The organism is Corynebacterium pyruviciproducens ATCC BAA-1742 (genome assembly GCF_000411375.1).
GTDB classification, from domain to species: Bacteria; Actinomycetota; Actinomycetes; order Mycobacteriales; family Mycobacteriaceae; genus Corynebacterium; species Corynebacterium pyruviciproducens.
In genome coordinates this window covers 145,428-167,803 of the sequence record NZ_KE150447.1, presented here as the reverse complement: position 1 = coordinate 167,803, position 22,376 = coordinate 145,428, and the positions used below count along the sequence as shown (strand labels likewise).

Here is a 22,376-nt window from a genome sequence, read left to right as displayed (position 1 = left end):
CTTTGTGTTCCGATTTTGGGACTCGAAGGTGTGGTTTTGAAGGTGAAAACTCAACCGTCGTAATGAACGAAAATCTCTTTCAAGCTGAGAGGACCAGTTACATGGCTATCCACATGAAGAACGGAAAGATCCGCCGCGGCGTTTCGCTCGCCGCTGCCGCTCTTTCCCTGGCGCTCGTTGCGCCGACTATCCAGCCCGTTGTTGCGCCGCAGTTCGCTGCGACTGCAGCTGCAGATGAGGCTACCAATGTAAACCTTGACAAGAAGCACTTCTACGGCAGCGTAGACAAGCCGGGCCTGACGCAGCCGAAGCTGCAGGCCGATGGCTCCTACAATGTCGATGCGATTGCATCTGGCCAGATCGCTAAGGCTGTTGATCTCACCAGCGCTCAGACCGCCGGTAAGGACGTAGTTTCCGGCCGTGCGCAAATTCTCACCCCTAAGGGTGGCGCCCTGTTGACGGCGAACTGGGGTGGATTCGATTCCATTCCAGCTGGCACCCCGGTTTACATGCAGTGGATGGATAGCGATGGAGCTGTTTCTCCCGTGTACTCCACCAAGACGTCCGATACCATTGCTGAGGAAAGCGATGGAAAGGGCGGTACCGTCGGTGGCAAGGGTACTTACGCGTTCGCTCTTCCCCAGTGGGTAGATGCCGCTGGCAAGACGCACCGTTTTAAGACTCAAGGAGACCAGCGCTACCGCATCTGGGTCGAGCCGACCCAGAACCCGCAGACCGGAAATACCCTGGTTCCGCTGCGCACCGCTCCTGGCATGGTTCCGTTCGCTTACGATCGTGGCAACGGTGGCGGCATCGGCGAATTCCCGGGTGGCGTTGAGACCAATGGCAACATGGCCAAGACCGGTGTGTGGATGTTCGAGATTCCGGATGCCGACGGTGTCAACTACATGAAAGCAACGGGCGACAAGCTTGTCGAGGATCCGGCCCACGGCGACTACAACGCTGATGTCCCCGGTTACCTGACTCGTACCGTTTCCGGCAACGTGTGGCTGGAGACGGGCAATGAGCGTCAACTGCTCAATGGTGCTACGGCTGTCGCTGACCCGAAGGCTCAGGGCTACACCGTGTACGCCTCTGCGCTCACCCCGGATGCCATCCAGAAGTACGAACGCGATGTGCGTTCCCTGCCGGCTGAGAAGCAGGCGGCTGCCACCAAGAAGTTCCTTGCTGAAAACCCGGATGCCATCGCCGGTACCGTGTACGGCAAGACCGATAAGGATGGCAACTACAAGCTCCGCTTCTCCGACAAGATGTTTACCCATGAGAAGACCCTGGGTGCTGCAGACAGCTTCCAGAAGAACCTCTACATGTGGGTCGAGGATCCGCAGGGTAACGTCGTTCCCTCCTACTCCACTTACCTGCAGCCTGTTTTCCAGGCTTACGATCAGGTGAACCAGTGGCGTCCTTCCCCGATCAGCGCAATTAACAACGCTTGGTCAGCTGGTGCAGGTAGCACCCGCATGAGCCGTCTGTACAACGTGCGCTTCGCTGGTGTTCCTTACACTCAGGTGAAGCTGGACATCACCAACTTTGACGCGACTGAGCACCCCGCAGCTCCTGGTGATATTGCTGAGGCTAAGCTCACCGGTGAGCTCCCCGTTACCGGTGCCACCATGGAGTGGCGCGATGGTAGCGGCAAGGTGCTGAAGTCTTGCAAGATTACCTCCATCTCCAACCTCACCGATGGTGACAAGGACTGCTCCAAGTTCGAGGTTCCTGCCGATGCTAAGGACGGCGACTTCTTCTACGCTGTTGTGAATAATGGCTACAACGACATCGCTTCTGACTCCTTCATCGTCACCTCCACCCCGAGGATCGCAGACGTTGCAGATCAGGAAGGCACCGTTGGCAAGACCATCGATCCGGTCAAGGTCAACACCACCAACCTCCCTGAGGGTGGCAAGGTTGTTGCAGAGGGCTTGCCTGAGGGCCTCAAGCTCGTCGAGTCCAAGGATGAGAACGGCAAGCCGGTGTACACCATCGAGGGCACCCCGACGAAGGCTGGTAACTACGATGTCACACTGAAGGCTGTGGACAAGGACGGCAAGCCGATCACCGATAAGGACGGCAAGCCGGTCGAGCAGTCCTTCAAGTACACCATCTCCGATAAGGAGACGGACGCCTCCAAGTACGAGCCTCAGGGCAAGGATCAGACCGTCAACAAGGGTGAGACCCCGAAGGCTGACGACTCCATCGCTAACCTTAACGAGCTCCCCGAGGGCACCAAGACCGAGTTCAAGGAGCCGGTTGACACCACAAGCGAGGGTGACAAGGATGCCACCGTCGTTGTGACCTACCCGGATGGCTCCAAGGATGAGGTTCCGGTTGTTGTCCACGTTGGCACCGATTCCGATAAGGACGGCATCACCGACAAGGACGAAGAGAGCGGCGCAAAGAACCCGTTCAACAACGACCCCACCGATCCGAACAAGGCCGACACCGATGGCGACGGCATCAAGGACGGCGACGAGGTTGACGGTTCCAAGAACGTTCACTTTGGCAACAAGCCGACCAACCCCAACAAGGCTGACACCGATGACGATGGCCTCACCGACGGCGAGGAAATCAACGGTAACCCGCAGGTTCCGTCCATCACCGTCAAGGACAAGGACGGCAACACCAAGGTCATCTCTGGCCCCTTCTACACCGATCCGAACAACGCTGACACCGATGGCGACGGCATCTCCGACGGTGACGAGCTGAAGAACGGCACCGACCCGACCAACAAGGACACCGATGGAGACGGTATCCCGGATGGCCAGGACAAGTACCCGACCGATGCCACCAACGGCGGCAACATCAACCCGAACCCGATCGCTGAGGGCACCCCGGATTGGGACAACGGCTCCACCCCTGCTGGCAAGGACATCACCCTGCCTAACAAGGGCGACAAGTACGATCCGAACGCCGGCTACACGGTTGACGTGAAGAACAGCAACCCGGCCAACGGTGGCGCAACCGCGTCCATCGATAAGGACGGCAACCTCACGGTTAAGCCCGGTAGCGCCAAGTACGGCGATACCATCACCGTGACTGTTAAGGACAAGACCGGCAAGGTCATCGACACGGTGACCATCAAGGTTGGTATGTCTGACGATCAGCTCGGCGTGTGCGTCGGCGCTTCCGCCGCCTCCGCAGTGCCGCTGCTGCTCCTCCTCCCGGTCGCTCTCGGCCTGGTTGGAAACGTCCCCGAGGTTCGCGATATTGCCGGCGCCTTTGGCAAGAAGGTTGAGGAGATCAACACCGGTATCCAGAAGACCCTGGGTATCTACAACCCTGAGCTGGCCACCCAGTTCAAGTACAACGTTGCTCCGCACATGCAGAACGCCGCTCTCGCAGCTGCCTTCCTCGCATCGCTCGGCCTGCTCGCAGGCGTTGCCGCAACGCAGTGCGCTCCCGGTGGGGATCAGCTGAGCTCCAACCTGTCCAGCGACAAGGATGCGTCCGGCACCACTACCACTACGACCACTTCCAACAAGTAGTCACAGGTAGTAGTTAGGAAACATAACTTCATCTGGTTTACCGAACCCCCAGCCACCTCCGTGGAGGTAGGCTGGGGGTTCGGTTTGTCGGTGGGGTCGGTGCGTGTGCGCCGATGGGCCTGGATCGGCGGGGAGTGCAAACCTTCCTAAAACGTGGTGGAGGGGCGCACCGCGTTGGCAAGGTCAACGAGGGTGTAGCGGTGGCGGGCGAACGGGGCGGTGCGGGCCAGGGCGCGGAGGGTGGTGGACAAGCCAGTGCGAATGCCGGTTTGGGTGAACGGGTACTCAAAGAGGGGATTGGTGCTCGCCGCGGCGTCGAGGCCGTGGTTGCGCAGGAACAGGAGAGCAGCGGAGAGAACCGCCACTTTCACCTGCATGAGCCGGGGCTCGTTGGTGGGGATCTCCTCTAGCCGACGGGCGGCGCGGCGGATGCGGGACTCGGTGGGATCGTCGGAAATAAGCGTGACGATGGTGGTGAGTTTGCTCATCCGGTGGTGCCGGGAGCTGGCGTTGAGCCTGTCGAGCACGCGGACGGCGAGCTCCACCTGGTTTTCCACCACCAGCAGACGGGAAAGCCCAAAGGCGCTGGACACGGTCGTGGGGTTGGTCATCCACACGAGTGCGTACAGGCGCATGGTGTGGAACCGGAGGGCGGCGGGGTCTGTGGTGATGTGCGACCATGTGTCGCTCATGATCTCCAGCTTGAGGTCGTTCATCTGCTGGTTGAGGACGGCGGCCGCGCGGGTGATCGTGTCGTTGAGCAGCGGAGTGCGCGCCATCCCCATGCGTTGGAGGATAAGCTCATCGGTGGCCGCGAGCGCCAGTTTCGGTGCGGCCTCTCCGGGGAGAATGGCGAGTACGGTGTCGAAGTGACGCTGGGCGGCCGGGAGGTTATCAAGAAGCAAACTGGTGATGCCGGACAACCAGGCGATCTGCCAGTTGGTGCCGAGCTCCGCCTCGAGTGCGGTGAGCCATGTCTGTGCCTCGCCGGTGAGCCCCATATCGAGGAGGATGCGGACGATGTTGTACGGGATCTCCCGTGAGGAGCGGTATTCTTCCACCTGGAGGGCCTGCTGCATAGATTCAAGTTCTTCGGCGGGTTCGGAGTACACGGCCGAGTTGATGATGGGCGCGCCGATGTCAGAGGAGTCGATGTTGGGGATGGGGAGCGCGGACACGATCTCCTGGGGTGTGAGGTAGACGGTGCGGTTGATGCCGTCGATAAGCTGATCGGTGCGAAAGATTCGATGCTTGGTGCCGAAGGTGGCGCGCTGGGGGGAGAACATCGAGTGCTGCGCGGGAAAGAAGGTGTGATCGCGGACGGCGCGAATTTCGCGCAGCACCCCGTAGAGCTGGGTGGATAGTTCGTCCACGCTTGCCATCCGTTTGCTGGGGTCCGGGTTGGTGGCCCGCTGCAGCAATCGGTAGAGGGAGAGGTGGCGCCGGAAGAGGGGCTCGTTCTTGGGGGAGGGGATGCCGGGAAGGTAGCGGCCGTCGTAGCCCTTGGGCATGTCCACGATGAGGCTGGCGAGCGTGCGGCCGATGGAGTAAATGTCGCTGGCGATACTTGGTCCCTCGGTGGGGACCTCAGGGGCTGCGAAGCCCTTGGTGCCGTAGATGTAGCCGTACGCGCCGATGCCGGAGACGGCACCCAGGTCAATGAGCTTGACCTGGTCCTCGGTCAAAATGATGTTGGAGGGCTTGACATCGTTGTACACCACCCCGCGGGAGTGCAGGTAGTCAAGGGCGGGGAGGAGTTCGAGGATATAGCCGATGGCGAGGTCGGCGGGGTAGAGCCGGTTCTCGTACGTTTTGCGCCGCTCCTTCAAAGAGGGACCACCGACGTACTCCATGACGATAAAGCCGTCCTCCACCCGCGGATCATCGACGAAGTTGTAAATCCGCACGATCTCGGGGTGGGTGATATCGGCGAGGAACTCGCGCTCGGCAACGGCGGCGCCCTTGTCCTCGGCCTTGGCGTCCCCGCGCATGCCCTTGAGCACTACCCAGCGGCCGGACACGTTGCGGTCTTGGGCGAGGTAGATCCATCCCAGCCCGCCGTGGGCGAGCACCCCTTTGACATCGTACTGGCCGGCAACCACGTCGCCCTTGTGCAAAGTCGGTGGTTCCACACCGGTGAAGGTGGTGGGGTCCACGCACGCGGTGAGTGGGTCCGTGAGCGGCACGAAGGGGAGGGTGACCATGCCGTCGGCGACGATCCGGCCCGACCTGCTATCGGTGCGCCGCTTCCGAAATTCTTCGAGCGCGATCTTGCGGTACTTGGCGGAGGGATCGGCGGTGGCACCGGGCGCGTCGTCGGCGTTGGGCTGCGCCATGGTAGCCATGGTGGCGGGGTAATCGATGCCGGCGAGGTTATCTATGAGCGCCTGTAGCTCGGTGCCGCCGTATTCGTCCTCGTCGTCATCATCGTCAAACGGGTTGAAGGCGATTGCTTCGGTTTCAGCCACGGTGTTCCTCCTTTGTGCCCGCCTCGTTGTGTTGGTCCTCGGCGTAGAGCGGTGCGGGCGGGCCGGGGGTGGCAAGGTACTGCCCGAACCAGCGGTTGAACATGGTGCGCCACGTGCCGTCGGCGATGATCCGCTGCACGGTCTTGTTCACCTGCCGGGTGAGGTTATCGTTGCCCTGCTTGATACCAATGCCGTAGTAATCACTGTCGCCGTTCACGGCGGTGATCCGCGTGTACGCGTCCTGGGCGGCCATGCCCGCGAGCAGTGCGGTATCGCTGAACACGGCATCCACCTGTTGTTTCTGCAGCGCCATGAGGCAATCGGACCAGCTGAGCGTGGTGACGAGCGTGGAGTCAGGTGCGAGCCGGGCGACCCGGTACTGGTTGATGGACCCCTGCGCCACGCACACGGTGGCGTGGTCGAGCTCCTCCACCGTATCGATGATGGAATCCCGGTCGGTGATGAAACCGGCGGAGGTGGAAAAATAGGGGGCGGAGAAGTCGATGTTGTCCGCGCGCGAGCGTGTCATCGTCATGGCGCGGATGACCATGTCCACCCGGGCGCCAGCCGGTGCGCTGAGCGCCGCCTCGCGTCCGGCGGCATCCACGTACCGGAACGCCACCTTGGAGGGGTCACCGAAGATATCGCGGGCGATTTCGTGCGCGAGGTCGATCTCGAACCCGATGAGTTCGCCGGTGGTGAGGTCGCGGTAGCTCATGAGGTTTTGTGATTGCTCCACGCCGACGATGATGTAGCCGCGCTCGTAGATCTCGGGGATGAGCTCGGCCGGCGGGGTGGGCACGGGCCGAAGCGATGGTTCGAGGAGGCCGGCGGGGGTGTCTACCTGGTCCACGTCCCGCGCGGAGAGGATCTCCGCCCCCTGGGGGAGGCCCTCGTTGTGGGTGAGTTCCTCGTTGTTCCACAGGGGCTCGGCGGGTTGGGGCTCGTTGGCGCACCCGGCGGCGAGGAGCGCGAGCGCGATAACAGGTGGCGCGCACACTGTGCGTGCCGCGCGTACGAAACGTTCCGCGCGCATGAAACGTGCCGCGCGCATCACAGATACTCCTGCAACCGGGGGCGGATGCCGAGCCACACGGCGACGATGGCGAGGAGCGAAAGGCTGAGCACGCCCAGCCCGGTGCCGGTGGTGGACCGAAAGCCCTGGGAAATGTAGGAGCGGGTGCCGGCGCGGGAGGCGTCGATAAGCGTGGTGAGAGAGCTATCGAGCGCGGTGAACGCCTCGCCGGTGGAGTTCCCGGGCGCCAGCGCCAGCCGGGTCGATGCCTCGTAATCGCCGCGCTCAAGGGCAGCAACAAAATCGTCGTGCACGCTCTCCCAGTAGTACAGCGCCGCCCGCGCGGCGGCCGCCTCGTCGCGCCCCGGGGTGTTGAGCCGCGAGTGGTCGAACTGAGTGATCGCCGCGTCCACCTGGTCCGTTGCCTCTGTGAAGCTTATCGACGCCTCGTTCCCGGCCCCCCTTCTCACTAGCGCGAGCGTCTCAGCCGTGCGGGCCTGCTGCGCCTCAATCCGCGCATCCGTCAGGGCCGTGTACGGCGCCGCCGCCTCCTGCGCGCCCACGCTCGCCGCGCGCCAGGCCACCACGTTGCCACCGCCGAGCCACACGAGCGCGAGCGCGACGAGCACGTTGGCAGTGAGGAACCCGGCGTTGAGACGGCGCCGGGTGCGCCGGGCGAGCCACAGCTGCACGAGGACAAGCCCCACAAACGAGAGCCCGAGCAGGCCGATGGACCACCACTGCGGCTTGGTGAGGTCCGTGAGCTGCCGCTGCACGCGCTGCGTGGAGGAGGTGAATACTTCGCCGGCGGCGGGCAGCAGCTGCTCCCGCATGAGGGAGTTGGCCTGCGCCATGTACGCCGAGCCGATGGGGTTGCCGGCGCGCACGTTCATCCGCGCCGTCATGACGAGCCCGGCGTAGGTGGGCAGGTTCTGGTTGACGCGCGCCACGGCGGCGAGTTCGCCGGGGCCGGTGGCGTTGGCGGCGGTCTCCGTCCCGGCGAGCGTCGCCTTGTTGAGAGGATCCACGTAGGCCGTCTTCACGTCGCGGGAGCTGGAGGAGAACTCCGCCAGACCCGTCACGGCGAGCGTATCGGTGAGCGCCAGCGAGGTGTACATGTTGTGGGCGGAGTAGCTGGCGGGCTCCGCCGTCTGCGCGAGCTCCTGGTAGGCGGCCCGCCGGTCGGTGGTGGAGTTGAGGGTGACCACCCCGCCGAGCAGCACCAAGATTGAGATGAGGAGCGTGGCCACCACCATGATGCCTGGGGTGGTGCGGGAGAATTCCGCCGCCGAGGAGAACCACTGGATCGGCTGCCCGATCCATGCAAGGATTTTGTCGCGCCGTCGCACGGCGGCTGTGCGTGGCACATCCAGCCAGCTATCGTCGGCACCCTCAATCCTTGCCATTCTTTTTAGTGTAGTGGCTGGAAAGGATCTGGGGTAGGGGTGCACAGTTCTCCGCAATCAACTTTGAAGAAGATACCTTTTCTAGAGGAGTTCTTCACCTATGAGACCACAGGTTGGCGAGAGATTTAAGAACTACCTTCCCGAGGATAACTGGTATAGGTGCACCGAAAGACACCAGAGTAAAGGTTCGAATTGAAATAGAGAACCTCACAATGAGTAAATGCGGAGCCAATGAGCAAGTAGAAAATTGCTACAAGAGCTGGTGTGGGGGTGGTAACGTCGAGAAAAAGAAATGGAGCGAATCGGAGGGGAAAGTTGCCGCACAATCAAATCCGATGGTTTCGCCCCGGAGGGGAGGGGATGGCTGTAACGAAGCGTGAGTTTTACGATTTAGAAAAAGAGGGACAAGCTGCGCTTGCGGTGCAACTGAAGCAGCTAGAGCGTGCTGAAATAACTACTCGCGAAATGCGAAGTCTAGGCGATGGCGTGTACGAGATTCGGGCGTCGGTTCGGGGGAATCAGTATCGGATAGCGCTCTTTCAGGATTCTCCCGTCCATTACATTATTCTCGCCTGCTTTTTTAAGAATCAGAATCGCGCAATGAACGAGGTAAAAAAGGCTAAGAAGCGGGCGAAGGAATGGCGAGCGGCGAAACCGGGTTAGGTGATCACTTGCACATCTGTAGGTTTAATTCTATGCTTCAGTGGAGATATCGGTTAATACCGATAAGTGAGATGAGGTAAAGATGACAGAGCAGCACTTGACTGAGGATTTTGATCTCGATGAGTTTCTCGTGGATGACGAGTTTCGCGAGGCATTCGAGGACGCAGAGTTCCGCGCTACTGTCTTATCCGCACTGCGCTCCGTTCGTAAGGGGCAAAAACTTACTCAGCGTGACGTTGCGCAGGCGATGGGCACGTCACAGTCTGCTGTGTCAGATCTGGAAAATGGTGGAGATCCTTATTTTTCCACCCTCCAGAGGTATGCGCGCGCAGTGGGAGCGCAGCTGCGGATCGTTGTCGACAGCACGAGCTCTAATGTAACTTCGCTGACCAGCACGTTGCCCTATGCGAACAGGGCACCATCCTCGGTGAAGTTTCAGCCCAAAGAACAACGGTCTACTCCGTTGCACTCTGTGGAACGGGCAGCGCGAACTGCTAGCGAGATGACCTTTGTGCGGGCAAGTTAAAACAATTTTCCAGAAGGGGAGAGCAGGTGTCTGAAAAGAAATCCGTTGAAGTTCCGGAGGAATTCAGATTACGTGCCGCTAAAATCGCGGCGGGTGCAAGTCTACGAGATCTGAGGCTAGTTCAATCTGACTTTCAACTAGTTAACGTAGTTGAACCGAGCGATGAGCTTTCTATTCAAATGAATATTGAGCTTTCAGCCGGAGAAACAGAGGAACCAAACGTTCTGGTAGTTTCTGCCAAGTTCGGCGTTGTCATATTCGTCGCCGACGAATCCGAACATACTTCAGACAAATCGAGTGACTCTGAACAACCTAGTAATGTGGCGACAATCAACTTCGCTTACAACACTGCGTTCGTGGTGAACGATGACTGCGAATGGAATGAGGAGTCGTTGGAAGCTTTTGCAAAGACGACGGGTATTTTTGCGATTTACCCCTATGCACGAGAGTTTGTGACAGATGTGACTACTCGTGCCGGACTGCCTCCTTTGATTCTCGATTTCCTAAAAGCGTAGATAGCCGAAAAGCGTTCTCGAATATCGGAGCAGATAGACGCGCCCGACACGCCACCTGTACCGCCGATTCACTAGTCTGGGGGTATGCGTGGTGATGGCAACGGTTTTGTGAGCGGCTCCGATGGCGTGCGGCGGTGGGGAAAATTCGGCTCGGCGGGGCTCTTCTTGGTCAGCCGCGCGGGCACCGTCCTCATGCAGCACCGGGCGGCGTGGACCAACGCGGGCGGCACGTGGGCGCTGCCCGGCGGGGCGCGTGATTCCCACGAAACGGCCCGGGAGGCGGCGCTGCGGGAGGCGCAGGAAGAGACGGGGATCGACGTGGATCAGGTGCGCATCGTCTCTGAGGTGGTCACCACCCGCGTGGACGGGTGGACGTACACCACCGTCATCGGCCACTGCGACGATGAGCTTGAGGTCACACCCAACGCAGAAAGTGAGGAACTTGCCTGGGTGAATGTGAACAACCTGAAAAAGCTCCCGTTATTGTCACCATTTGCTAACAGTCTGCCCATACTTATACAACGAGGTATGCACGAAGGTTAGCAACGTGTAAAGATGGTTGACATGATCGAAGTCAACGGATTGACAAAAGTCTACGGGTCCACCGTTGCTGTCGATGACCTGACCTTTACCGTCAAGCCCGGTGTTGTCACCGGCTTCCTCGGGCCTAACGGGGCGGGTAAATCGACCACCATGCGGATGATCCTCGGGCTTGATAATCCCACGAAGGGCTACGCCACCATCAACGGCGTGCCCTACCACAAGATTAAGAACCCCCTGCGCACGGTGGGTGCCCTCCTGGACGCCAAGGCCGTGCACCGCAAGCGCTCCGCCAAGGCGCATCTGACGTGGATCGCCGATAGTAACGGTATCCCCCGCTCCCGTGTGGACGAGGTCCTCGCGCTTGTGGGGCTGACGGAGGTGGCCAAGCGCCCGGCTGGGAAGTTCTCCCTCGGTATGGGGCAGCGCCTGGGGCTCGCCGTCGCGATGCTCGGGGACCCGGAGGTGTTGCTTTTCGACGAGCCGGTTAACGGCCTTGACCCCGAAGGCATCCGGTGGGTGCGCGGGTTCCTGCGCAACCTCGCCGCCGAGGGGCGCACCGTGCTGGTGAGCTCCCACCTGCTCAGCGAGATGGCGCAAACCGCCGATCGCCTCATCGTCATCGGCCAGGGCAAGCTCGTGGCTGATACCACCACGCATGACTTCCTCAAGCAGTCCTCCACCGTCTCCGTCCGCGTACGTTCCCCGTACCTGGAGCAGTTCAAGAGCGCGCTGGCCATGGAGTCGATCCCGTTTACCGACGGCACCGACGAGGACGAGCGCCCGTTCGTCATGGTGAAGGACAAAACCTCCGACGAGGTGGGCGCGCTCGCTTTCTCCACCGGCGTGCTCATCAGCGAGCTCACCGAGGTACACGATTCGCTGGAAGACGTCTTTATGAAGGCTACCTCCACTGCCGTGCAGTACCACGGTGAGGAGCTTGAGCAGGAAAAGGAGCACTAGGAAAATGTTTCTCCAAACAATGAAATCCGAGTGGTCCAAGCTGTGGTCCACCTCGTCCATCTACTGGACCACCGGCATCTACCTCGTGCTGTGCGTGGGCTTCTCCTCGCTCACCGCACTTCTGGTGCGCATGGACCCCAACGCCGTCATGCAGTTCTCCGTTGACAGCCTGCTCGCTCTCGTGGGTCAGGCCGGCTACCTCGTCCTCGCCATCCAGGCGGTGCTCGTGGTGACCAACGAGTACGGCAACCGCTACCAGTCCGCCACGTTCCTCGCCACGCCCAACCGGCCACTCGTGGCGCTGGCCAAGTGGCTCATCTACGCGCTGCTGGCAGCACTCCTCACCTTTGTGACGGTGCTGTTGTGCCTGTACCTGGCCAAGTTCATCGTCGGCGGGCCGATCGGCCAGTCCCTCGACGTGTGGGGCGACGAGCGCTCACAGCGCTTCATGTGGCTCTACCCGTTCCAGGCCATCGTGTACGTCACCGTCGGCCAGGCGCTGGGGTGGCTCACCCGCTCGACGGCGGGTTCCATTGCCATCGTGCTGCTCACCTCCATGATCGAGGGCCTGCTCGGTCTGCTGCCCAAGATCGGCGAGCACATCTTCTACCTCATGCCGTTTACCAACTTCAACGCCTTCATGTCGAGGCACGACGTGACCCACATGATGACGGGCAAGACGGCCCCGTGGGGCTGGGAAGGCTCCCTGTGGTACTTCCTCGCGCTGCTGTCAGTTCTGGTCATCTGCTCGATGATCTCCCTGGAAAAGCGGGACGTCTAGAGGGTGACCTAAAGGTCACCCTGCAGCTAATGGTCACCCTGCAGCTAATGGTCACCGGCGTTTAGGTGGCAGGCCGATCGGCCTGCCACTTTTTCTTTGTCTCCTCCGAGCGGCGGTAGTTGCGCAGCGCGATAATCCCCACGCCGATGCCGATGACGATGGGAAGCCACATCTTGCGGTATTCCATGACGGTGTCCACCCACGCCGGGAGCTCCGGAAGCGGCGGCACATTGAGGTGGGGGACGGGGAGATAAAGATCCGGGTAGGAAGGCACCGGCAGGTACAGGTCCGGCAGCGGGGGAATAGTGAAGTCCGGGAAGAGGCGGGCAAGCCACTCAATCACCGGTTGCAACAGTCGTCCGAGGATAGGCGCAAGGATGAACACAGCGATCGCCCAGCCGGCCTTCCCCAACCCGGAGAGCATGGGGAAGAGCGCGCGCTTGACGGGCGATGATTCGAGCGAGGCGGCGCGCTTGGCGGCCCGGGACCCTGCCGGGGGTTCGAACTGCACAACGGTGTCCTCGTCCCTGTAGGTCACGTGGATGACCTCGCGTAGTGTGTTGGAATCCACCGTGACGCGTGGTTGCGTGCGCGACACCGTCCCCATCAATTGGAATTTGTGGGGGTCTTCCGCTTTCTTGAGCGGGATGGCCTTCTCGTCTGCGTCCCCGTATCGCGACAGGCTCTCACCGTCCAGGCTTAGCTGGAGCCGCACCGTGTTGCCGGAAAAACGCCAGCGGGCCCGCTCCAGTATCGTGGCCTCTCTCGTGGGCGGGGGCGTGGTGAGTTGTTCCTCGCCCGGCCAATCGGGGTAGAGATCGCGAAACTCGTCGTCGTAGCCGCACTCGAGGGTGATGGTTCCGTGTTCCGGGTGCTCCAGGCTCCACGTTTCCATGCGCCTAGTCCTTCGTTTCCTTGGCGGATGGAAGGCGCCCGCCAAGCCAGGCGAGAACGCCCATGCCCACGGCGTAAATCCACGTGCCATCGTTGAAGTACATGGCCGTGGAAATCCACATGAACACCGTGCACATGATGGGGAACGATGCGGTGGGGCGGAAGAGGTGAACGTCGACAAGCCCAAGAGCCAGCGACCCCAAGGGCAGAACAACGAGGAGCACGGTGGTGCGGGCGGAGGTTGAACTGACGGCGACGGCCACCAGCAGCGGTACCAGCAGGTACAACGCGGCGGCGACCACAAGGGAGAGGTACTGGCGGCCTCGACGGCCGGTAGGTTCGTCGGACATAGGCCTAGGGTACCTACACAATGAAGATGGACGCGAGGGGAAGAGCGAAGAAGAACACGGCGAGGAACACGCCCAGGCGCAGCGGGGTGGAGTAGCGGGCGCACACGCAGGCCAGCGCGAGGAACAGCTCGGGGAACAGGAACACGCACACAGCCGTGACCAGGTTGAACACCAGGTGCAGGGTGGCGCCCTCCGTGTTGCCCGTGCTGCCCAAAAACAGCAGCGCCGTGGTGCACGTGCCCAGGTTCGCCCCTGAGATGAAGCGCAGCAGCCGATGGGCGGACACCGCCCGCACCGCCGCCACCGGGATCGCGGCCGCTGTGATCGCCGTGGACGATTGCAAAACCGCCGCCAGCGCAAACCCCACCCAGAAGCCCACGTGGCCCGTCTGCCCTGCGGAGATGAGCACCCTCAGCTGCACCGTGATCACACGGATGGCCACGTAGAGCATCACCAGGCCCACAATCGACCACGCCCAGTGGATGCTCGGCACCGGGTGAAGATCCGAGGTGGGCAGCGAGGAGATGAACGGGATGAACAGCAACACGCCGATCACGTTCACCCAAAAGTGCAGGAAGAACGCCGTGGCCGCGCGCCGAAACGAGTGCCTGAACACCACCGCCACCGCGCCCGCGGTGAAGCACGTGCCGATGTTTGCCCCCAGCACCACAGCGCCCGAGCCCATGAGCGTGACAAAGGAGGAGGATTGAGTGATCGCCGCGGCGATGATGCCCGTGCCGAGCGTGCCCGCGGAGAGGAGGTCCTCGCCCACGGAAGCGAGCCCCATAGCCATCAAGGAGATTGCGCCGATGAGCACGCATGTTGCCACAAAAATGATGAACCAGCGCACGGCGGCACCGGCGCGCGTGAACAGCACATCACGGCCAGTGCTGCGGCGCTGGACCGTGCCGATGGGGGCGTACGAGGTGGGCATACCTATAACCTTAACCGGCGGTTATTGCAGCGCCGACGTCAGGCGCAGCGCGTTGTCCAGCCACCGCCGAGGGAACGAGCGGGTGGACCATTCCTCCTGCGTGAGCTGCTTGGATACGCTGAGGTATTCGTCGGTGAGGCGCTCCAGATCCGTGCACAGCTGGCCCGTGGCGAACAGCGACACCTCGTAGTTCAAGCCGAAGGAGCGCATGTCCATGTTGGACGAGCCGAATACGCACGTGGTGGGGGTGCTACCTGTCGTAGCGCCCGGGGTAGTCGGTTCAGCGTCAGCTGAGCCCGGGTCCACGAGAACGTACTTAGTGTGCAGCACGTAGGGCATGGGGTACTGGTAGATCTCGATGCCGGCGTCGAGAAGGTTCTGGTAGTACGAGCACTGGGTGTGGTGCACCATGAACTGATCGGCCTTCTCGTTGACGAGCAGCTGGACGCGCACGCCACGGTAGGCGGCCGAGGTGACGGCGTCGAGAAGCGAGGTGTCCGGGATGAAGTACGGAGAGCAGAGAACCACGCGCTCCTTGGCGCTGTGAACCACTGAGTTGAACAGGCGGAGGTTCGGATCCGCAGTGAAGCCCGGGCCGGAGGGAACGAGCTGCATGACATCCTCGCCGGCGGGGATCTGGTGCTCGGTGTACTCCACGATCTCTTCGGTCTCGCTGTACCAGTCGATGGCGAACACCATGGTCAAAGTGGAGACGATGGGGCCGGTGAGCTCCACCATGGCGTCCACCCACGCACGGTCGGAGTGGCGCTGGAAAGCGGTGCGGTAGCTGCGCTCGATCATGTTCTGCGAACCCATGAACGCCACCTGGTTGTCCACGACCACGAGCTTGCGGTGGTTGCGCAGATCCGGCCTGCGGAAGCGCCACTTGAACGGCTGCAGCGGCAGCATCGGCCGCCAGTCCACACCGATAGAATCGAGGCGCTCACCCAGCTTCAGGTACTTGGGGTACTTGAACGTGCCGATGTGGTCGAAGAGCAGCTTCACCGTCACCCCGCGGGCGGTGGCCCGGGCCAGCGCCTTAAAGAACGGGTCGGTGGTCTCGTCCCAGGCGATGGTGTAAATCTCCACGTAGACGTACTTATCCGCGGTGTCGATGGCGCGGGCCATGGCGTCGATGGACTCCTCGTAACCGGGGTGGAACCCCTCCACAGTGGAACCCAGCGCGGGGATGTGGGTGAGGGTGCGGTTTTGCCTCATGATGGAATCCACCTCCGGGCCGACGGAGGGGTTCTCCCAGTAATCAAACACCTCGGAGATGGAATCGTTGGCGCGTTTTTGCCGCTGGTGGCGGCGTCGGTCCACGTAGTTGGAGCCCATGAGCAGGTAGAGGGGGAGACCGACGGCCGGCAGGAAAAGGATGAGCAGGAGCCACGCGTTGGCAGAGCCGGGCTTGCGCCCATCGGGTACGAGGCCGACAGCGAGAATTTTGATGAGGTACTCCGCAACAAGTACCGCAATCTCCCAGTTGGACACGCCCGACCTCCTCTAACTCACACGCCGGTGCCCTGCGCGGGCACTGCTTCTGACGCAGATGACGTTAGTCTATAAGTGTACGAGCCCGGAGTGATACACCCACACAGCAGCGATAGTTAGGCGAAGTCGCAGACGACGGGCGCGTGGTCGGAGCTCTTGCCAGCCCTCTCGGCGCGGTCCACAAACCCCTGCGTGGCGGGGGTGCGGGAAAGCTGGAAATCGATGCGCATGCCCTGGTCGCGGTCGAACCTGCGCGCCTGGTAATCCCAATATGTGTACTCGTCCGGGGAGACCACGGGCAGCACGTCGGTCAAGTATTCAAACGCCTGGCGCTCCGGCTCGGTGACGTGGGTAGTGAGCGCCTCCTCGTCGTACACATCCTGCGGGCGGGGTACCACGTTGAAATCGCCCATGGCGAGGTCGGCGTGCGGTGCCGCGTAGCGCGCGAAGTTGTACAGAAACCGCAGCTTGTAGTCGTAGTGCGGGTGGTCGATGTCGCGCCCGTTGGGCACGTAGAGGCTCCAGATACGCTTGCCGCCGCACACCGCGGAGACCGCCCGGCCTTCTGGTTTGCCCTCGTAATCGGGCTGGCCCACAAACGAGGTGCGGACATCCTCGAGCCCCACGCGGGAGAGGATCGCCACCCCGTTCCACTGGTTGTACCCCACGTGGGCCACCTCGTAGCCCTCCACCGGCGGAAACTCCTTCATCTTGGTTTCCTGCAGGGCGAGGACATCGATATCGTGGCGCGCGAGCAGCTCGGTGATGCGGTCGAAGCGCGCCCGCGCCGAGTTCACATTCCACGTGGCTATCCTCATGGTGACCAGCCTAGCGTCTACTCGTCCTCACCGCCCGGCTCGGGCGTCCACGTCTGCCCCGGGGTCTTCCAGCCGTTGTCGCGGATGGCTCGCTTGGCTTCCCGGCGGAACCTGCCGATGGTCACATCGGTGTACACCTGGCCCTTGAGGTGGCCGCATTCGTGCTGGAAGCAGCGGGCCAAGAAATCGGTGCCCTCGAATTCCACGGGGTTGCCATCCTCGTCGGTGCCGGTTACCTTCGCCCACGAGGCGCGGCCGGTGGGGAAGTACTCCCCAGGCAGGCTGAGGCAGCCCTCGAGGTCGTCCTCCTCGTCGGGCATGGTCTCGGGGACCTCGCTTGTCTCCAGCACGGGGTTGACCACCACGCCCTTGACACCCTCGCAGTCGAAGACGAAGAAGGACTGGTCGAGCCCCACCTGGTTGGCCGCGAGGCCGACGCCTTGGGCTGCGTACATGGTTTCGAACATGTCCGCGATAAGCTGCTTATCGACGGGTGTGGTCACTGGTTTCGTAGGTGTGTGGAGAACCGGGTCGCCACAAATCACAATAGGCATAATCACAGTACGATTACGTTACCAGGGAAAGGAGACAAGTATGGACGATGATCAGGCTGAGGCCGACGCCGCTGACGGTGGCATCGTCTTTGACGACGCCGCCCTCCTCGCCTTTGAAAAGGCCCATCCCCGGCCCTCGGGGAAGAAGGATGACTTGATCCGCGAGCGTGGCCTCACCCCGGTGAGCTACTACCAACGCCTGAATAAGCTCATCGATACCGCGTGGGCCAGGGAAAAGTACCCGGTCATGCTTGCTCAGCTAGAACGATTGCGTAAAATCTAACCCATGGAACGCAACGATAGGTACGAGTCCGAATCCGCCGAGACCGAAGTCTTTGATTCTCACGAATCTCACGGCGCGCACGCTGCCCGCCCGGGTGCTGCACAGGCCACCACCGGCGTTCCGCTCCGCGGCATCGGCATGATCGCCATCGCCGTCGCCGTCCTCATCCTCCTGTGGGCCGTGTTCTTCCTGGGTAAGGGCGACGACGGCGCCACCAACACGGCAGCTGACTCCACCGCCACCTCGGCGGCCGCGGCACCCGCCAAGGACGGCAAGCACAAGGCGTCCAGCGAGGGTGCGACGGCAATGTCGGCGACGGAGGAATCCGCAATGCCCTCGACGCTGTCGATCACCGCCTCCCAGTCGAGTGAGGCCGACCGCCCGCAAGGGAAGACCCCGGCAGCAGAACCTGATCAGCCCGCCCCGGGCCAGCCAGGCGCACCCGCCACCCCGGCACCTGCCGTGCCGTCGGCAGCCCCAGCACCAGATACCCGGCCGGTAGTCAACGTGCTCAACAACTCCACCGTGCAGGGGCTCGCGGCGGACGTGGCAGGAAGGCTCACCGCGGCCGGCAACTCCACGGGAACAGTAGGAAACCTGCCGGACGTGGCGACCCCACAGTCCATGGTGTACTACGGACCGGGCGATGAAACCGCAGCTAAGCGCGTTGCTACCGAACTAGGAATCAAATACGCGCCGAAGATCCCCTCCGTGGAGCACTATCCCGGGCTCGTCGTCGTAGTGACGCAAGATCTCCAGTAAGAGGCTCATGGAATTTTTCAAACGCTCTCCCCAACCCACCCTCGGCGTGGAATGGGAGATCGCCTGTGTCAACCCGTCCACCGGCGCGCTCGTGCGCACCCCGAAGGAATGCTTCGACGTAGACGGGGTGGTGCCGGAATTCTTCACCAACACCCTTGAGCTCGTCAGCGGGGTCCACACCTCTTCCCCCGGAGCAGTGAGTGACCTGAGGGGAAAGCTGGAGGCGGTGCGACCGATCGTCGACAAGCAAGGGGCGAAGCTGTGGGCCTCCGGAACCCACCCGCTCGCGCACTGGCAGGACCAGGAACTATCGAGCAAATCCCACTACTCGGAGATCATTGAGCGCACCCAATTCTGGGGCATGCAAATGCTCATCTGGGGCCTCCACGTGCACGTAGGCATCCGCCACGAGGACCGCGTGTGGCCCATCATCAACGCGCTCATGGCGCACTACCCGCAACTCCTCGCCGTGGCGTGCTCCTCGCCCGGTTGGGACGGGATGGATACCGGCTACGCCTCCACCCGCACCATGCTCTACCAGCAGCTTCCCACCGCCGGCATGCCCTACCAGTTCCACAGCTGGGAGGAATGGTCCAACTTCCAAATCGATCAGCAGCGCTCCGGCGTGGTCAGCCACATCGGCTACATGCACTTCGACATCCGCCCCTCCGGCAAATTCGGCACCATCGAGGTGCGCATCGCCGATTCCCCCACCAACCTCGCGGAACTGCGCGCCGTGGTCGCGCTCACCCACATGATGGTGGTCTACTTCGATCGGCTTCTCGACGACGGCCCGCTACCCACCCTCCAGCCCTGGCACGTGTCCGAAAACAAATGGCGCGCCGCCCGCTACGGCCTCGACGCCGAGATCATCACCGACCGTGACACCCACGAGGCATGGGTCCGCGACGAGCTCGCCGCCTGGGTGGAACGCCTCACGCCGCTCGCCCGCGAATTCTGCTGCGAGGACGATCTGCGGCAGGTGCTTGTGGTCATTGAAAAGGGCGCCTACGAGCGACAGCGCGAGCTGCATGAGGCCGGCAGCTGGATAGACGCGATCGAGTCCGCGTACCTGTAGGTTTCGGGCGGGGCTTGGACTTATTCTCGGCTTTTGCTTGGGCTTTTGCCTGGCTTTTGGTTCCTTGCTTGGGCTTGCTGGGATTTTGCGTGGCTTTTGCCCTGGCTTGGCCGGCCGTGATCCGCGGGTCCGAAACTTTCGGACCCAATTTCCGCAAAAATTTCTATTTTCCCAGTTGGTCAAGTGTGCTACCTAAAATAGGGTCCGAAAGTTTCGGACCCTATTTTTTGACGGTGGCTGCTGATGAGGAAGCAGGCTGACTTTTGAGGTTTTCCTCGTTATTCACCAACGAGCCATGCGGATGCGGCAACCACCGCTGCCTCTGCACCACGGTCTAGCGTGGGCTGCAGGTCCGGCGCGAAGCCAGGATTGTGGTTGCCGGGCGCGTTTTCTTGGTCGGCGAATCCGCCGAGACCCCAGTACATGTACGGTGCGTCTACTGCGTCGGGGATGTAGGAGAAATCCTCGGATGCGGATTGCGGGGTGATGTCGATGGAATCCTCACCGAAGTAGCTATCGAAGGCGACGCGGACCTTGTCGTATGGCTCCTCGGCGTTGTTGGTGAGCGGGTAGACGTCGTAATACTCGATCTCCGGCTCCTTGGGGCTGCGTGCCGCCTCGCACTCGGCCTTGACGATGCGCTCGATGGCCTCGTGTACGTGCTTTTCCACCTCGTGGTCAAAGGCGCGGGTGTTGATGAGCAGGGTTGCGTCGTCGGGGATGATGTTGGACTTTTGACCCGCCTGGACGGAGCCGACGGTGACGACGGCCATGTCGCGGGCGGCTACTTCGCGGGAGACGATCGTCTGCAAGCGGAGCACGATGGAGGAGGCGAGCACAACCGGGTCGACGCCGAGCTCCGGCATGGAGCCGTGGGAACCCTTGCCAAACACCTTGATGCGGATGGAGGAGGCGGCCGTGAACATGGGGCCAGGCTTGGAGCTCACGGTGCTGCCGGGGATAGAGGCGAGCACGTGCTGGCCGAGGTACACGTCGAGCTTAGGCAGCACATCGGCAATGCCGTTATCCACCACGTCCTTGGCGCCCTGCGCGGTTTCCTCACCGGGCTGGAAAACGCCGATGTACGTGCCGTGCCACTGATCCTTGTGGTTGTTGAAGAGTTGCAGGGCGGTAAGAACGCTCATGATGTGGAAATCGTGCCCGCAGGCGTGGCTTACGCCTTCCTTCGCGGTGGCGTAATCCTTGCCCGATTGTTCAGGGACGGGCAGCGCATCGATATCGCCACGCATGGCCACGGTGGGGCCGTCGCCGTTGGCGATGATCGCCACGATGCCGGTCTTTCCTACGCGGTGGTACTCGATGCCGGATTCGTCCAGCACATCGGCGATGCGCTGGGATGTCCATTCCTCTTCCATCGACAGTTCGGGGTTCTGGTGAAACTCCACGTACAGCTTTTCCCTTGCCTCTCTGGTTTCTTCCAGATCAGAAAGAATGGTGTGGATAGCGTCTGCCATGCTTCGAGCTCCTTTCGCAGTGGGTATTTTCGCATGTCAAAACATACGTTACCCCTCGAGCCTCTATTATGTGCGGAAAGGTAATATTAATTAGCTATCCGGATGGAAGCGGGTCGCCACTGGCTGGCAGGGAACACGTTGCCCTGGTTAGCCTGCATGATGCGTGCCAAGCTGGCGATCCACTCGTTGTCCTGCCACATTTCTGCTGTCACGCGGACGATGCGCACCCCTTCGTCGAGAAGCAACTTCTCGCGGTACCGTTCGCTATTGAGAGCAACGTCGGGACGGACACCGAACTCACCGTTCGTCTTACCTTTACCGTCGTACTCCACCGCAACGGAATAGTCAGGGAAGAAGAAATCGACCCGGCCCAGGAAAAGACCCAGCGTGGAAACGATTTCCGCCTGCTGCACGAACCCGGTGAAACCTGCCTTATGCAGCGCAACCTTCACGTCGCTTTCGCGGATGCTCTCCGAGCGGTTATTGATGAGCCCCGCGGCCTCCACCGCCAGGTTTTGGTTGTTTGCCTTGCCACGCAACGCGGCGCACGCCCGTATCTCATCCGCAGTGGTCTTGCCCGCTCTGACCAGGAGATCTCCCATTTCGACGGCTTCCGTCAGGCCGTGCCAACGGGCAATATCAACCACGGCCATAGCGGGTGAAGCCACGGTGATGGCGTGCTCACGCCACGTTGCGTCATGAATTTCAGCGCTGGATACCTTATGCATGCAGACGTTAATGCAGGGTGCACGCTTCTTTCCGCGAACTTCCGGCATGAATGCCCTGCGGATGTCAATGTCTGGCAACCGCCACCACAGTGCAGCAGACCTGCCCATCAGCGGATATCCTGCCACCGCCAAGCCGAGGGAGAGTACTGCTGATTTCTCTCCCGGCGGCAAACTTTGAAATTCGTGGCGCGAAAAGTACACGCCTTTGGCAATCCTCATGAGCTTCCCGGAACCGTGATCCCGGGATACTTTTTGCCGGTCCCAGGATGACATTCCGCGTGTGACAATAAATTCCCCCCAAGTCATAGGGACATTGTGACACGGATTCGGCTTGCTCGCCACCGGAGCGTGAAAAAAATTTTGTGCTGCTGGGCGCGATTTCGATCGAGTCCGAAAGTTTCGGACCCAATTTTTGGTAGCACACTTGACCACCTGGGCAGATGGAAATTTTTGTGGGAATTGGGTCCGAAAGTTTCGTACCCGCGGGTTGCAGCCGGTTAAGCTGGGGCAAAACCCCAGCACGGCCTCAGCAGAAACCGGAATACTTCGAAAGTCAGCTCGCTTCTCCCATCGGCAGTCGCTGGTAAAAAATAGGGTCCGAAACTTTCGGACCCGCGGGTTGCAGC

At 61.5% G+C, this 22,376-nt stretch carries 21 protein-coding genes; 10 read left to right on the top strand and 11 right to left on the bottom strand.

The window, feature by feature from the left end:
- Positions 1-101: 101 nt before the first annotated feature.
- Positions 102-3,503 (top strand): Rib/alpha-like domain-containing protein, encoded by a 3,402-nt coding sequence (locus tag HMPREF1219_RS07295; protein ID WP_016458252.1) that lies wholly within the window; start codon positions 102-104, stop codon positions 3,501-3,503.
- A gap of 146 nt (positions 3,504-3,649) precedes the next feature.
- Here HMPREF1219_RS07295 and HMPREF1219_RS07290 read toward each other — a convergent pair whose 3' ends face one another.
- The 3 genes from HMPREF1219_RS07290 to HMPREF1219_RS07280 are packed head-to-tail and all read right to left on the bottom strand — an operon-like array spanning position 3,650 to position 8,392.
- A complete protein-coding gene (locus tag HMPREF1219_RS07290) occupies positions 3,650-5,971 on the bottom strand; it encodes a serine/threonine protein kinase (protein WP_016458251.1) in 2,322 nt (773 codons plus the stop codon).
- Positions 5,964-7,025, bottom strand: coding sequence for a transporter substrate-binding domain-containing protein (locus HMPREF1219_RS07285; protein ID WP_016458250.1), 1,062 nt, complete (start codon positions 7,023-7,025; stop codon positions 5,964-5,966). Before HMPREF1219_RS07285 ends, HMPREF1219_RS07290 begins: the two co-directional genes overlap by 8 nt.
- Complete coding sequence (locus tag HMPREF1219_RS07280; protein ID WP_040427430.1) at positions 7,025-8,392, bottom strand: hypothetical protein; 1,368 nt, start codon at positions 8,390-8,392, stop codon at positions 7,025-7,027. Before HMPREF1219_RS07280 ends, HMPREF1219_RS07285 begins: the two co-directional genes overlap by 1 nt.
- Before the next feature lie 360 nt (positions 8,393-8,752).
- On the opposite strand from HMPREF1219_RS07280, the gene HMPREF1219_RS07275 reads away from it, so the two are divergent.
- The 6 genes from HMPREF1219_RS07275 (at position 8,753) to HMPREF1219_RS07250 (ending at position 12,380) form a co-directional block, all read left to right on the top strand.
- Entirely contained in the window at positions 8,753-9,055 is a 303-nt protein-coding gene (locus HMPREF1219_RS07275) for a type II toxin-antitoxin system RelE/ParE family toxin (protein ID WP_016458247.1), read from the top strand.
- Between the two features lie 82 nt (positions 9,056-9,137).
- Positions 9,138-9,581: a helix-turn-helix domain-containing protein gene (locus HMPREF1219_RS12220; protein WP_016458246.1), complete on the top strand. Its 444-nt coding sequence runs from the start codon at positions 9,138-9,140 to the stop codon at positions 9,579-9,581.
- A 26-nt stretch (positions 9,582-9,607) separates the two neighbouring features.
- Complete coding sequence (locus tag HMPREF1219_RS07265; protein ID WP_016458245.1) at positions 9,608-10,096, top strand: protein-export chaperone SecB; 489 nt, start codon at positions 9,608-9,610, stop codon at positions 10,094-10,096.
- An 84-nt stretch (positions 10,097-10,180) separates the two neighbouring features.
- Positions 10,181-10,639, top strand: a complete 459-nt coding sequence (locus HMPREF1219_RS07260) for an NUDIX domain-containing protein (RefSeq protein WP_016458244.1) — start codon at positions 10,181-10,183, stop codon at positions 10,637-10,639.
- A 12-nt stretch (positions 10,640-10,651) separates the two neighbouring features.
- Entirely contained in the window at positions 10,652-11,599 is a 948-nt protein-coding gene (locus HMPREF1219_RS07255) for an ABC transporter ATP-binding protein (protein WP_016458243.1), read from the top strand.
- Between the two features lie 4 nt (positions 11,600-11,603).
- Entirely contained in the window at positions 11,604-12,380 is a 777-nt protein-coding gene (locus HMPREF1219_RS07250; RefSeq protein ID WP_016458242.1) for an ABC transporter permease, read from the top strand.
- Positions 12,381-12,441: 61 nt separating this feature from the next.
- Here the strand turns inward: HMPREF1219_RS07250 and HMPREF1219_RS07245 are convergent, their stop codons facing one another.
- From HMPREF1219_RS07245 to HMPREF1219_RS07220, 6 genes are all read right to left on the bottom strand, one after another.
- Entirely contained in the window at positions 12,442-13,275 is an 834-nt protein-coding gene (locus HMPREF1219_RS07245) for a hypothetical protein (RefSeq protein WP_016458241.1), read from the bottom strand.
- Between the two features lie 4 nt (positions 13,276-13,279).
- Positions 13,280-13,624, bottom strand: a complete 345-nt coding sequence (locus HMPREF1219_RS12215; RefSeq protein WP_016458240.1) for a hypothetical protein — start codon at positions 13,622-13,624, stop codon at positions 13,280-13,282.
- A 13-nt stretch (positions 13,625-13,637) separates the two neighbouring features.
- The gene (locus HMPREF1219_RS07235; RefSeq protein WP_016458239.1) at positions 13,638-14,558 is read right to left on the bottom strand and encodes a Na/Pi cotransporter family protein; all 921 of its coding nucleotides are present in this window, start codon (positions 14,556-14,558) and stop codon (positions 13,638-13,640) included.
- A gap of 21 nt (positions 14,559-14,579) precedes the next feature.
- Positions 14,580-16,052, bottom strand: a complete 1,473-nt coding sequence (locus HMPREF1219_RS07230; RefSeq protein ID WP_016458238.1) for a phospholipase D-like domain-containing protein — start codon at positions 16,050-16,052, stop codon at positions 14,580-14,582.
- 116 nt (positions 16,053-16,168) lie between these two features.
- On the bottom strand, positions 16,169-16,870 hold the full coding sequence (locus tag HMPREF1219_RS07225; RefSeq protein ID WP_016458237.1) for an exodeoxyribonuclease III: 702 nt from the start codon (positions 16,868-16,870) through the stop codon (positions 16,169-16,171).
- A 17-nt stretch (positions 16,871-16,887) separates the two neighbouring features.
- Positions 16,888-17,424, bottom strand: a complete 537-nt coding sequence (locus tag HMPREF1219_RS07220; RefSeq protein WP_016458236.1) for a peptide deformylase — start codon at positions 17,422-17,424, stop codon at positions 16,888-16,890.
- A gap of 40 nt (positions 17,425-17,464) precedes the next feature.
- Between HMPREF1219_RS07220 and HMPREF1219_RS07215 the strand changes: the two genes are divergently transcribed.
- From HMPREF1219_RS07215 to HMPREF1219_RS07205, 3 genes are read left to right on the top strand one after another with little or no spacing between them, the layout of a single operon-like run.
- Positions 17,465-17,707 carry a DUF3263 domain-containing protein gene (locus HMPREF1219_RS07215; protein WP_016458235.1) on the top strand — a complete coding sequence of 81 codons (243 nt, stop codon included), beginning with the start codon at positions 17,465-17,467 and terminating at the stop codon, positions 17,705-17,707.
- Positions 17,708-17,710: 3 nt separating this feature from the next.
- Complete coding sequence (locus HMPREF1219_RS07210; RefSeq protein WP_016458234.1) at positions 17,711-18,469, top strand: LytR C-terminal domain-containing protein; 759 nt, start codon at positions 17,711-17,713, stop codon at positions 18,467-18,469.
- A gap of 7 nt (positions 18,470-18,476) precedes the next feature.
- Positions 18,477-19,547 (top strand): glutamate--cysteine ligase, encoded by a 1,071-nt coding sequence (locus tag HMPREF1219_RS07205; RefSeq protein ID WP_016458233.1) that lies wholly within the window; start codon positions 18,477-18,479, stop codon positions 19,545-19,547.
- 278 nt (positions 19,548-19,825) lie between these two features.
- Here HMPREF1219_RS07205 and HMPREF1219_RS07200 read toward each other — a convergent pair whose 3' ends face one another.
- Complete coding sequence (locus tag HMPREF1219_RS07200; protein ID WP_016458232.1) at positions 19,826-21,022, bottom strand: amidohydrolase; 1,197 nt, start codon at positions 21,020-21,022, stop codon at positions 19,826-19,828.
- Between the two features lie 86 nt (positions 21,023-21,108).
- On the bottom strand, positions 21,109-21,969 hold the full coding sequence (locus tag HMPREF1219_RS07195) for a hypothetical protein (protein ID WP_156823263.1): 861 nt from the start codon (positions 21,967-21,969) through the stop codon (positions 21,109-21,111).
- Positions 21,970-22,376 lie beyond the last annotated feature (407 nt).